The 13100-nt window shown below is 54.4% G+C and carries 7 protein-coding genes; 6 read left to right on the top strand and 1 reads right to left on the bottom strand.

The window, feature by feature from the left end:
* The first annotated feature begins 409 nt into the window (after positions 1–409).
* The 5 genes from Mal52_RS04455 to Mal52_RS04435 all read left to right on the top strand — a co-directional run bounded on the left by Mal52_RS04455 (position 410) and on the right by Mal52_RS04435 (position 11016).
* Positions 410–1648 carry a sulfatase gene (locus Mal52_RS04455; RefSeq protein ID WP_197534655.1) on the top strand — a complete coding sequence of 413 codons (1239 nt, stop codon included), beginning with the start codon at positions 410–412 and terminating at the stop codon, positions 1646–1648.
* Positions 1649–2189: 541 nt separating this feature from the next.
* Positions 2190–3410 (top strand): M48 family metalloprotease, encoded by a 1221-nt coding sequence (locus Mal52_RS04450; RefSeq protein WP_145374515.1) that lies wholly within the window; start codon positions 2190–2192, stop codon positions 3408–3410.
* Positions 3407–8683: an AAA domain-containing protein gene (locus Mal52_RS04445; RefSeq protein ID WP_145374514.1), complete on the top strand. Its 5277-nt coding sequence runs from the start codon at positions 3407–3409 to the stop codon at positions 8681–8683. The genes Mal52_RS04450 and Mal52_RS04445 overlap by 4 nt, the downstream gene beginning before the upstream one ends.
* Positions 8684–8817: 134 nt before the next feature.
* A complete protein-coding gene (locus Mal52_RS04440; RefSeq protein ID WP_145374513.1) occupies positions 8818–10413 on the top strand; it encodes a hypothetical protein in 1596 nt (531 codons plus the stop codon).
* Positions 10414–10518: 105 nt separating this feature from the next.
* Positions 10519–11016 (top strand): hypothetical protein, encoded by a 498-nt coding sequence (locus tag Mal52_RS04435; protein ID WP_145374512.1) that lies wholly within the window; start codon positions 10519–10521, stop codon positions 11014–11016.
* A 255-nt stretch (positions 11017–11271) separates the two neighbouring features.
* Here Mal52_RS04435 and Mal52_RS04430 read toward each other — a convergent pair whose 3' ends face one another.
* Entirely contained in the window at positions 11272–12423 is a 1152-nt protein-coding gene (locus Mal52_RS04430; RefSeq protein ID WP_145374511.1) for a hypothetical protein, read from the bottom strand.
* 103 nt (positions 12424–12526) lie between these two features.
* On the opposite strand from Mal52_RS04430, the gene Mal52_RS04425 reads away from it, so the two are divergent.
* A complete protein-coding gene (locus Mal52_RS04425; RefSeq protein ID WP_145374510.1) occupies positions 12527–12988 on the top strand; it encodes a hypothetical protein in 462 nt (153 codons plus the stop codon).
* Positions 12989–13100: the final 112 nt, after the last annotated feature.

The following is a 13100-nucleotide window of genomic DNA, read 5'->3' as shown; positions in this document are numbered from 1 at the left end:
TTTATAACTCCCTGATACAGCGCAAGCATCTGCTCATCGAAATAACGCAGGTGAGTTGCGAGCGAGCTGCAGTTGCAACTGTAGCTACGGGCGTGTTCTAGAGCCGGCTTGTGCTGTTGAATCATACTACTGAGTCGTTGTCAGGAGAGTTATGACGCATCGACCGAGTGGACGCCAAACCAAATGCGACCAAAGTCGGGCGGACGTGACGCAGGTTGAGAGTGAACGGGACGTCTCGAACTCGCCGCTGATCCGGCGGTTTTAGAATCGATATCGCTCGTCGATGAATGAACCGCAGCGTCTTAGCAATTGATTCTGGCAACGAGCGAGAGTACGGGGTATCCTGGAGGCGGTCTTGCCCGCGGGCCAAACGGGAACATGGTTGTCTTTCCTGAACAGGATACCGGTTATGACAAATCGATTGATGCTGCGGTGCGCGCTGGGAATTTCGGCTGGCGCCCTACTAGTCTTGCTGGGCAGCAACACTTTGCCCGCCGCTGAAAAACCGAACGTGTTGTTTATTGCTGTCGATGATCTCAATGACTGGACCGGAGCGCTCGGCGGTTATCCGGGAATCGAAACGCCGAACCTCGATCGGCTGGCGGGTCGCGGTGTGTTATTCACGCGGGCCTATTGCTCAGCTCCGGCCTGCAATCCCTCGCGGGCCAGTTTGCTGACCGGCATCCGCCCCTCGACCTCGGGCGTGTACCAGAATTCGCAACCATGGCGCCGCGCGCTGCCCGATGCGGTGACGTTGCCGCAACAGTTTCAAGCGGCCGGCTATCGTGTCTGGGGTGGCGGCAAGATCTATCACGGCCGTTTTCCCGACCGGCCGTCGTGGCACGAATATTTTAAGCGGCCGCAGGATCCGCATCCGGAAAAACGCCCCGCAAACGGGATCGCTAAAACGAGCCATTTCGATTGGGGACCGGTGCAGGTCGACGATAAAGAGATGTCCGATGCAGTCGTTACCTCTTGGGGCATCGATTTCCTCAAACAGAAACAGCCCCAACCCTTTTTCCTGGCGGTCGGTTTGTTTCGGCCGCACTTGCCCTGGTACGCCCCGCAGAAATATTTCGATCAATACCCGCTCGATTCGATCCGTTTGCCCAAGGTGCTCGACGATGATCTGGATGACGTACCGGCAGTTGGCAAGAAATTTGCCAGGCTGCGCGATCATCGCAATGTGACCCGCACGAACAATTGGAAAAAGGCCGTACAAGGCTACTTGGCCAGCATTACTTTTACCGATGCGCAGGTCGGGCGGTTGCTGGATGCACTCGATGCGAGTGGACACGCTGAGAATACGATCATTGTCCTGTGGAGTGATCATGGTTGGCATTTGGGGGAAAAGCATCACTGGCGCAAATTCGCCCTGTGGGAAGAAGCGACTCGCGTGACGATGATGATCACCGCACCGGGCATCACGCAGCCTGGCGGCCGCTGCCAACGGACCGTGAGTTTGCTCGACATCTATCCCACGTTGTGCGATCTGTGCGGCTTGGATCAGCCCGAGGTCCTCGAAGGGGAAAGTCTGCAACCGTTACTCAAAAATCCCAGCAGCCGATTGGACGCGTCCCGCCGTCACCACACACGGCCGCAACAACCACGCCGCCCGCAGCGAACGTTGGCGGTATATTCGGTATGAGGATGGTGGCGAAGAACTGTATGACCACGATGCTGACCCGCTGGAATGGAAAAACCTCGCCGCCGACGAGCAGTACGCCGACGTTAAAGCCGAATTGGCGAAGTCGTTCCCAACAGTGAATGTGGAGGGCATCCCGGAAGGTCGCGGCAAAAAGCGTAACAAGAAGAACAGCAAGAAATGACGACCAGTTCGTTCGACAGCCACTGCGTCGATCGGAAAGGCATAACTTGTTCACCGTCATGAGAACATCTGTTATCGACCAAAGCCTTTCCAAGTCTTGCAAATTTCACCAAGCGAACCTCAATCGAAGAGTCTCAACGTCAGTTCATTTTCAAGTCATTTTCAATTGTCGATCCTGAAGTCCCTTGATACTCTGGGTGAACCGCTACAGTGCCCGAATCATCTCCTGTATACTTCCCGTCGATTTCACCCTCTTTCTCACGAGTGTCGATTGACGCACACAGAGCCTGTTCTGAATTGAACGATGCACCGTGCTGGTATCTGATTGAACGGACCAGATCATTCCTGTCAGCCGCGCCACATGCTTGAGATTCCCGACACCTTAAACGTTCCTGCCTATCATACTGAAGTTGCTGCGTATCTTCAGAACGAGCAGGCCGAACTTTGGCAGTGGTTTGCTGCGAACTGTTTGGGAAAAGACCACATCGACGCGGTGAGACTGGAATTGCTGAAGTCGGCCTATCGCGTGGATGATCAGACGACGCCAAGATTGCAGGATTTGGCGCATGAGGCTGCGCAGCAGCTCGGACTTGATGTTCCCATCACACTGTATCACGCTCAGCGGTCCGTGAATGGATTGAACGCCCATCTGACTTTTCTCCCCGGCGAAGTTCATATCGTGCTGCACGGATCGATAGCGGAAGTGCTCGACGATGTCGAGTTGCGAGCCCTATTTGGCCATGAACTTTCGCATTACATTTTCTGGACAGGCTGGGACGGGAAGTTCTTCGTTGCCGACGAGATTCTCGCCGCTTTGACCAACGATGGTCCACAAGGTTCGCCACAGTCGGAAAGTCATCGACTGTTTCGACTCTACGCCGAAATCTTTTGTGATCGCGGAGCGCGGATCGCTTGTGGCGAACTGCTGCCGACGATCAGTACGTTGGTAAAAACCGAAACCAGTGTGCGAGAAGTCAATGCGGAAAGCTACCTGAAACAGGCCGAAGAAATTGCCGGCAGTGAGTCTTCAAAAACCGCGGAGAGGACGCATCCGGAATGTTACATTCGCACAAGAGCGCTCCAATTGTGGGACGAACAATCGACGGGTGTTGAGAAGGAGATCCGTCGCATGATCGAAGGACCACTCGCACTCAACGAGCTCGACCTGCTCGCGCAAAGTCGCATCGACCGATTCACGCGACGACTGGTCGATGCATTTCTATCCAGCGCGTGGTTACAGACCGATAAGCTGCTGGGCCATGCACGGCTATTTTTCGACGGATATGAACCACCAGTGGAGTCGCAGATCGATGAGCAACTTTCCGCTGACCTCCAGACCCACGATGCACCACTGCGTGATTACTATTGCTACGTGTTGCTCGATTTCGTCACCACGGACCGCGAACTTGATGAAGCCCCATTGGCAGCGGCCCTTCGCTTGACTGAACGATTACAGATGGACAGCCGCTTTGGGGAAATCGTGCACAAAGAATTAGGAATCGGCAAGAAACAACTGGCCAAGCTCCGCCGCGATGCCAAAACCATTGTGGACCAGGCAGCACAAGAGAGCGAGGCATCATGACGTCGTTCGACGAGTTCCTGCAGTCGCGGTTGGCCGAGGGGGGCTTCACGACTGAAGACACCTTAGCGAGCTTTTTGCCACTGCTGCGACAGGTGGTCGCCGCGCACGAAGCGGGACAGGTTGCCCCCCTGGAAGGGCTCGCCGATCTGCAAGTCGATAGTGGGAGAATCTGGTTTGAAGAGTCGCGGTTGCAGTCGCCAACGTACAATCAGGCTGCGCTGCGCAAGCTGAGTCGCCGTGACACTTCTGCCGTTGAGATTGTCCACGAAGCGCGGGTCGAGTCCGCTGACGACGAGAATCACGACCGCATTGTGAATTTGCAGATTGGTAAAAGGGACGAGGAGATTCAGCGTCCAGTTTATCTGCAGGGATATGTGAGCTGGGAGCACCTGATTGACCATCACGATCCGCTGACCGATGTCTTCAGTCTGGGATTAATACTGGCGAGCATTGCGTGTGGGTTGAACCTGAATGAAGATGATGAGTTCGCCGCATTCGTGGAACAGCGTGGCAACCTGTTTGCCATTCAGTCGGGGCTGCATCCGGTGCTCGCACGCGCCATCCTGCGGATGACCGAACTGGACCGCCATCGCCGACCGCAGAACCTCCCTGCTCTTTTGAATGCCTTGGAAAACTATCGTGACCAGGATATCGATTTCGACGTCGAACTGGCACGTGTGGCGGACTTTGGGAAGCAAGACCTCCATGGCAAGCAGCAGATCGTGTTATCCAAGCTACAGGAGCGGCTGCTTGATATTTCTCGGCGCAACCGACTGCTGCACTTCCGGGCGACAATGCACACGGTCAATTTGACGCACGCTTCGGTTCCCTTGTCGTTCGACGTAGAGCGGATTCGCTCCGATCAGATCCTGGTCTGGAACAAAGACATTCAGAAACGTATCGCTTCAGGAAAAGGCCTTTCGCTCAACAAACATCTGAATTTCCATGAGGCGCTCTACTTGCCCAGCCTGCTGGATCATATTCGGCTCGATGCGCAACGTGACAAGAACGAATACGGGTTTGCGCAATTGCGGCTCGTCGCCTGTTTTCTGCGGTGGTCAAACCTCAAAGAAACTCCCCCGGTCGAGTATGAATCGCCATTGGTGCTGGTACCGGTGGAACTAACCAAGAAGAAGGGTGTCCGGGACACGTTTCACCTCAAGTCGCTCGATTCCGCTGCGGAAATCAACCCGGTTGTACGGCATCTGTTTCAGCAGTTGTACAACATCGAACTGCCGGAGAGGATCGATCTCGAAAACTCGTCGCTGGATGATTTGCATACGTTTTTGGCTCGCGAAATCGAAGCGAGCGAGCCGGCGGTCAGCCTGCAAAAAATCGACCGGCCGCGAATCGACCTCATTCATGACAAAGCGCAACGTCGGCTGGACCAATATCGACGGCGCGTGCGACTTGCCGGACGGAGTGTGCGACGGTTTCTTGACCTCGATTACAGTTACGATCCGGCCAACTATCACCCCTTGGGTCTACAACTCTATAACGACCGCATCCGTCCCGCGCCCACACGACTGGAAGTCATCATCGATGAATCGTCCGTCCGTCGGAATTACGCGGCCCCGCCACAGGCCCCGCCTGCGACAGAAAAACGCAAGACGCTGTTTTCCCTGCGCGAGGGGGGCGAGGGAAACCCGTACGCCTGGGAGTTCGATTTGTGCAGCGTGACGCTGGGCAATTTCAAGTACCGGAAGATGTCGCTGGTCCGCGACTACCGAGCACTCCTAGAAGAAAACCCACTCAATCCGTCATTCGATGCCACCTTTTCGCTCTCGCCGCGCCCCGTTGAGGATGACGAAACTGCGCCGCTGGAATTGCCCGAACGGTATCACGTCGTTCCGTGCGATCCCACACAAGCGGCGGCAATTGCCGAGTCGCGCACCGGCAGCAGTTACATCATTCAGGGACCGCCCGGGACCGGGAAATCGCAAACCATTACCAATCTCATTGCGGATTATGTCGCGCGCGGGGAGCGCGTTCTGTTCGTTTGTGAAAAACGGGCCGCCATCGACGTCGTCTATCATCGGCTGCGCCAAAAGGGGCTGGACCGCCTCTCCTGCCTGATCCACGACTCGCAGGCGGACAAAAAAGAATTTGTGATGGATCTCAAACGGACCTATGAGGAGTTTCTGGCCGATTCCACAGGTAAAACTGCGAATGTGGAACGCAAACGTCAGCAGATTTTAAAACAAATCAAACGGGAACTTGCGCCGCTTGAAGAAGTTCAATCCACAATGACCGCTCGCCCTCCAGCGGTGGGGACCGAAATCCGGGAATTGTTGGAACGTCTGATCGAGCTGAAACAACAATTGCCGGAATTCTCTTCACGGTCGCGTGAAGGCATTCCAGATTTTTCTCATGTGTATAATGCCCGCGAGGAATTGCAACAAGTTGACCAACTGCTGCGAATTGTTCAGCCTGACGGGGTACTGGCGCGGTATCCGTTGCGGTTGATCAACGATGCCGTCCTGAATGCCGATCGGCCCATTGAGTACGTTTCCCAATGTTTGCCGCCGGTGATTGATTCGCTACAGAAAATCGTTCGAGCAATTGCCGAAACTGGCCTTCCGGCAACCAGTTGCGATACCTGTACTAAGTCGCTCGACATTATACGCTGCGCATCGCAAGTTAGTTTTTTGGCCCGGCAAAACGCCTCGGCTCTCTTGCAGGAGGGAAGTCAAGTTGCGAGCGATTTCGCTAAAGGAAAACGTCGGTTCAACAAACTCCGCCGTAAATTAGAGAAGCAGCGCGAATCAGCAGCGCACTGGAAGCAGAAGCTGCCTGCTAATGAAGTCTCGACAGTCCTACAACGCGCCCAACTCTACGACGGCGATCATTTGCGGTTTTTCAAACCGGGATGGTGGAAACTGCGGTCGGTGTTAAACCGTTGTTACGACTTCAAGTCGCATGTCCTATCGCCGACGTATGTGCAGGTTCTGGAATGGTTGGAAGGCGAATATGCGGCAGAGCAAGCAGTGCATGAGGCCGACGCACAACTAGCGAAGGAATTCCGAGTTGAGGGTTCGTTCACCGAATTCGTAAAAAGGATTTCGCAGTTCTCGCAATTCGTCGAATCACAACCGGAGCACGTGCAGACGGCACATCAATTCTTGATCGATGCGAATGATGCGGATACCCGCATTGCGATGCTCGCGGACCTCGCGCCGGCAGCGGAACGGCTTCCCGATCAACTGGACCGCTTCCTGACTGACTACAAGACGATCTCGCCGACTGACCTGCTCACAGTATTGAACGAATTTGAGAATGCCCTGGACGACTTACCGGACTATCTGGAGTGCGCCCGCGAACTTGTGAGATTACCGCGAGAAATTGCCACTGCATTACGTGCGAATAATTGGACCGTCGAGGAATTGGAGGCGGCTTCTGCCCTGTGCAGTTTTGAAGACGTGCTGCGGAAAGAGCGAAGTTTTGCCAAATTCGGCGGCAGCCTCCAGGCACGGCACGTCCAACAACTTGACCGACTCATGACGGACTGGCAACAGATCAACGCGCGAGTGCTCTGTGACCGAGTGCGGGCACGGTTTTTGGAGCACACCAAAATCTCGACATTGCCGGCTGCACAGTTGACGCCTGAGCAGAAGCCTTTCAAAAAGGAGTATGCCCGTGGTCGCCGCGAGTTGGAGCATGAGTTCGGTAAATCGATGCGCTATAAGCCGATTCGCGAATTAGTGGCTGGTGAGTCGGGGATGGTAGTCAAGGATCTGAAACCAATCTGGTTGATGAGCCCCTTGAGTGTTTCCGATACGCTGCCATTGGATACAGATCACTTCAACGTCGTCATTTTCGACGAGGCCAGTCAAATTTTGCTCGAAGAAGCCGTGCCATCGCTGTTCCGAGCGACACAGGCAATTGTCGTCGGTGATGAAATGCAACTGCCCCCGACGAATTTCTTCTCCGCCCGCAACTCAGACGATGATGAACAATTGACGTTTGAGGAAGACGGCGAAATGGTCGAGTATGATTTAGAGAGTAACAGCTTCCTCAACCATGCGGCGCGCAACCTGCCTTCCCGCATGTTGCGCTGGCACTACCGCAGCCGGTCAGAATCGCTCATTAGCTTTTCCAACTGGGCATTTTACAGCGGCCGACTGTTGACGGTGCCGGAAGAAGAACTCGCGCCACTCGGTCGCCAGGAATTGATCGCCGCCTCATCGGAAGACGGCGACGCCAACGCCGCTGAACTTTTGAAGCGGCCTGTGAGTTTTCATTTCATGCAGCACGGTGTTTATCAGGGACGCCGTAATCGAGCAGAAGCGGAGTATATTGCCGAGCTGGTTCGCACACTGCTGCAATCCGCTGCACATCCCACGATCGGAGTCGTTGCGTTTTCCGAAGCACAGCAGGGTGAAATCGAAGCGGCGCTCGATCGCCTGGCTGAGGAGGACCGTACATTTCGGGAACACTATGAATCCGAACTGGAGCGTGAAGAGGACGACCAATTCGCCGGCTTACTGGTGAAAAACCTGGAAAACATTCAGGGCGATGAGCGAGACGTCATCATTATGAGTGTCTGCTACGCCCCAAACGAATCTGGCAAGATGCGGATGAACTTCGGCCCCATTAACCAGTCTGGTGGGGAAAAACGGCTGAATGTGGCGTTCTCGCGTGCGAAACATCACATGGCGCTGGTCAGCTCCATTCGTTCCTCAGCGATCACCAACGACTACAACGACGGGGCGAATTGCCTCAAAAACTATCTGCAATACGCCGAACGGAGTTCCTCCGGCGATGCAGTGGGAGCGCAGCGCGTCCTGCAGGCGATGTCGCTGGCACGCGCCGGCAACGACGATCGCCAGTTAGCGCGGAATGCCGTCATCAACCAACTGGAAGCCGCCTTGCGTGCACAAGGCTATGAAATCGACTTCGCGGTAGGGCAATCACAATTCCGTTGCGACCTGGCAATTCGCCGCGAGGGAGACGTTTGCTATCGATTGGGAATCCTGGTCGATACCGCCGACTATTACCAGCAGACCGATCTGCTCGAACGGGATCTGATGAAACCCAACCTCCTCCGGGCTTTCGGTTGGCGCATCGCCATCGTGTTGTCCAAAGACTGGTGGGAGAATTCCGCCAACGTGCTCGCACGACTACAACGCATTGCCGAAGCAACTGAAGACGACCTAGCGCAGCAACAGACGCACGAAACGAATCCAGAGGATGCATCGGCAGAGACCGCTGGCGGACTGTCGACGGATTTGGATGCTGGTGACGACGTTGAAGAAAATGCCATTGATCGATAACGCACCAGGGCTGGGATGATAAATTCAACACGCGCCATTCAAATACCTATTCACCTTTAAGGAAACGAGCGTTGGGGCAAACTGCTGAATAATAAAACACCGCAGGTCACGGGTGCATAAGGGAGCATGATGTCGTGCTAAAGATGTTATCGAACAGTTTTTTGGTATTTACCGTTGTTGTGAATCCTGTAGCGGTTGATGCTCTAGGACAAGTCGAAGCGCCCGTTGCTTCTCCGCCCTCGATCGGAACTGACGAGAAAAAGGCCACGCCGAAAAGAGATGCAGTCGTAGCCCCGCTGGAGAAGATCGATCAGGCGACATTCAAATTCACACTTGTCGACGAAGATAATCAGCCGATTGCCGGCGTCGTTGTCACACCGCATGGAATGTTTAACGAAGAGTCGCGTATTCACTCGCGTTGGAAACCAGAATTGCATGGGAAGATCGTCCCCGCAACGACCAACGATAACGGTGTGGCGGAATTGATTGTTCCGAAATATCTTGAAGAAGACGTGGAAGCTGATTTTGTCAAATGCAGCTTTGACCACCCGGAATTTATTACGAGCACTCAGAATCCCAGGATGCTGGGGGAGACGCTGTTGATTTTGGGCAGAAGTCATTCCAAAAAAGTGCTTCTGCGAGGAGCGACAGGCAAGTTCACCGCTCATCTAGTGCCAAACCAACAACCGGTCAATAACTTCCAAGTGATGACAAGTAGTCGGATTATCCAAAATCCAAGAAGCTTTATAACATTACCAACAATTCGCCCTTTCGACTTACAGTGGGAAAAGGCGGATGGGGGAACACTTACCTCGAAGAGGTTTCCTCCCGAAACGACCTTTCTGCGTGCCGTTCATTTCGCTGAGAAAGGTTCGATCTATTTTAGTGATGTCATTGAAATTGATGTCGAATTGAATACCGACTTCTCGGAAAACTTACTCTTAAGACCAGCGACACGATTGAAAGGCGCGCTTGATGAATCCGTACCACGACCAATTCGTAATGGCGTCGTATTTGCGGACGTACCACCGATCTTGCCGGGAGAGACGCGACCACCCTCCGACTCCGAAATGTTGAATTGGCACGATTCCACTGAGATTGCCGCCGACGGCACGTTCACTTTCGAGAATTTGCCACCGAGCCCGGAGGTTCGTTTATTGGCCATCTGTGACGGATATATTTCCGCAAACCCTGCGATAAATGGACGACCGATCTCCCAGGGCACAGCTGAAGGTTGGGTGCGCCGACCAAGATCGCATGTGCTCGATCAGGAGACGCCGGTTGAGATCGATATGGAGCAGACTGGCCGATGCGTCGTCCAAGTTACCGATGAGCAGAACAATCCGATTGTGGCGGCGAAGGTTACGTCCAATCTAATTTTCAATTGGACTGCTGAAAATCTACAGATCATTCCGGCGTTCGCGAACGTTGATTCGAAAAATGAAATAAACATCGATTACAAAGAGAACTCGACCATTCGCCGAAAACAGGGATGGAAGTGGGCGGAGCGCTTTGGTTTCGCCGCCAAGACAGACAAGCAAGGGATTGCCATACTCCCCAATCTACCTGAAGGCGATCTGCGTATCGGTATCTGGCATGATGATTACATTCTTACCGAAACGCATCTTCCGATAGCCGCCGATATTGCACCCGGTGAGACGACCAAGTTGTTGCGACGAATGAAGATCGGTTCTAAAAAAGACCAGCCAAATACGTCCTCAGATCGATAACTCTTCAACTCATTGCACCCGCGCGGTCTCAAAACAATGACGGACGTAAATGTGAACACGCAAAGGAAGACCGAACGCAAACCCCAACGCGTCAGATTAGTGAACATGATGACCAAAACCGCCAACAAAAGTCGACTGCCACGCACGGGCACGCTGGTGCTCATTGCTGTGGTGTTGTTGGTTTGTGGTGGAGCATTGATGGTGTGGGTGCCGTATCATCGCAATCAAGTGGTGATTACTGAGGTTGAAAAACTTGGTGGAGATACAGGATCAAATATCGTTCGTCCTTTTTGGATTCCCGATGCAGTGGATGATGAGTATTTGTGGATATTTACAAGGGTGTACGAAGTTGATTTAACCAAAGCACAGGTCAGCGATACTCTTCTTGAACATCTCGGAGAGTTGATCTACCTTGAAGATTTAGACCTCACTGGCACCCAGGTCAGCGACGCTGGGCTTAAGCATCTCCGAGGGCTGGACAAACTTGAATTACTAGATCTATGCGACCCCCAAGCCACGCGAGTTGGTGTCGATAAATTCAAAAAAGCCTTGCCCCATTGTGATGTCTGGGATACCGCCAGCAGAATAACGCCGAACCACTGACACAAATAACCTTCCTCCTGACCAACTCCAAATCTGGTTGAGATTGATGCTGTCATTATGCGCCGAATCGTGTTCGTCCGCAAAGCTTTTTCCGGGCGTTTTCTTGTCTGCGTGGAATCGTCGGCCAAGCTCATTTTCTGAGGAATGGTCGGCGATACCAACCGCCAGTATTCTAGCCACATGAGGCTAGAATACTGGAACAGATTGTGCGGAATTTGTGTGATGCGGCTGTGATTTTGACTGTCAAACGTTCTTCTATTCTGGCTGCTCCAATCGTACTAACAAATAATTCTCCACGCGCTCAGTGCCAAAGTGTATGAGCAAGGGAGCTTCTTCTTGCGTGAGATTGTAAAGCCCCGTTTCGGCGACGATGTCTTCATTGTCGCCGATACGAAATGCGGCCCGCTGCGTTTCCTTATCGACTTTTCCTTGGACCGTCTGTGCTTGGTCGGTGTCGATGTTGTAGAGCGTTCCGCTGATAATGCCGTCGCGGTTGACCGCCAACTGCATGGTCAAGCTCGGTTGCACATCCTTTTCATTCATCGATACGGCAAAGGTGCCCAACGGCATCCACTCTGTCGCCTCTGCCTCTTCTTCCGATTCTGGAGGTGCGACCGTTGCTAAATCCATCGCACTGGCCGCGAATTCATCGGCTGTCGCCACTTCGGTTCCACCGATATAAACCGAATTGTCTTGATAGGTGACGTTGCCGCCGGCGCCATAGTCGTAATACACCGGTTGCGACCATGCCGTAACTGGTGCCGACCATGTAAACCAATTCGTCAACGCTCCCCAAGCGGGGACCGTCCACCAATGATTCCAACCGTAGTTGTGGTTCCAGTTGTGGTAATGCCAACCGCCCAGGTCGTGATAATGGTTATCCCACCAACCGTTGCCAAACCAATTCCCTTGATAGCCATAACCCCGCCAGTTATTGCGAACACCATTGCCCCAACCATTCCAGTAGCCGCGACGGTTGCCCGATGCGTTCCACCAGTTCCCACGGTTGGAATTGACAAATGCGTTGTTCCATCGGTTATGAATATTGATATTCGTGCTGTTATCAATGTTCGCCCAGCGTGGACGGTTATTGATGATCTTGTTGTTGTTCCAACGATTGCGGTCACGGTATCCCGGCCGATGGCGGTCCGCAAAATCAGGGCGATTGCCGGGGCGGTTCGGGCGATGGCCCGGTCGGTTGGGTCGGTTGCCTGGACGATTCCCTTCTCCCGGACGGTTGGGGCGATCCCCGGGTCGGTTGGGACGGCCAGAACCCGGGCGATCTCCATTGCCGGGACGGTTCGGACGGTCGCCCGGTCGGTTCGGCTTATTGCCCGGCCTATTGCCAGGACGATTGCCTCCCGGCCGATTTCCAGAATAACCGGGAAGTGTCACCGGACGCTGCATCCCTAGAAATCCACCAAGATCCCCAGGAGACGGCCGCCCGCTGCCGGGGCGATTTCCACCGGGGCGATTACCACCGGGCCGATTACTGCCGCCGGGACGGTTGATGTTGGGACGATTGGCAAGCCCTGAACCAGCGTCGCCCCCAGGTCGATTGGGCCGATTCGGTCGACTGGTCGATGGGCGATTGCCGCTTCCCGGCCGACGTCCGCCAGCGAGCCCAGGCACACTGGGTCGCGTTGAAGGCCGCGTTGAAGGCCGCTTTGAAGGTCGATTGATGTTGGGGCGATTCGTTCCGGGGCGTTTGTTGCTGGGCCGCGAAGCGATGTTCGGTCGACTTGAACCGGGACGAGTTGTGGGCCGCTGTGGCCGATTCGGTCGGGAGCCACCTCTGGGGCGCGATGACGGTTTCAAACCCCCGCTCGGCCGGGTGCGATTGGGCCGTGATGACGGCCGCTTGACTTGCGGACGATTTTTTGACCGACTTGCTGAAGAGGGTTTTCTAGTTGGACGCGAGGAGGACCGTTTCGGCGCACTGGTACGGGGCTTCTGTCGCGATCCTCTCTGAGGACGCGCACGCCCTCCGGACCTCTGCCCTCCTCCCTTCTGGGCTCCGCCTTTGCGGCCACCACCGCGATTGCCGATGGCAAAACTCTCGCCCGGCACCAACAACAGAATGA

Origin of the sequence: Symmachiella dynata (assembly GCF_007747995.1) — a bacterium.
GTDB classification, from domain to species: Bacteria; Planctomycetota; Planctomycetia; order Planctomycetales; family Planctomycetaceae; genus Symmachiella; species Symmachiella dynata.
Note: the sequence above shows the minus strand (reverse complement) of the source record. Positions and strands in the feature narration are given on the sequence as shown.

What these genes read in the sequence shown, in the direction of transcription:
- Mal52_RS04455 (WP_197534655.1), top strand. Translation starts at nt 410, where the DNA reads ATGACAAATCGATTGATGCTGCGGTGCGCGCTGGGAATTTCGGCTGGC.
- Mal52_RS04445 (WP_145374514.1), top strand. Translation starts at nt 3,407, where the DNA reads ATGACGTCGTTCGACGAGTTCCTGCAGTCGCGGTTGGCCGAGGGGGGC.
- Mal52_RS04450 (WP_145374515.1), top strand. Translation starts at nt 2,190, where the DNA reads ATGCTTGAGATTCCCGACACCTTAAACGTTCCTGCCTATCATACTGAA.
- Mal52_RS04435 (WP_145374512.1), top strand. Translation starts at nt 10,519, where the DNA reads ATGATGACCAAAACCGCCAACAAAAGTCGACTGCCACGCACGGGCACG.
- Mal52_RS04430 (WP_145374511.1), bottom strand. Translation starts at nt 12,423, where the DNA reads ATGCAGCGTCCGGTGACACTTCCCGGTTATTCTGGAAATCGGCCGGGA.
- Mal52_RS04425 (WP_145374510.1), top strand. Translation starts at nt 12,527, where the DNA reads ATGTTGGGACGATTGGCAAGCCCTGAACCAGCGTCGCCCCCAGGTCGA.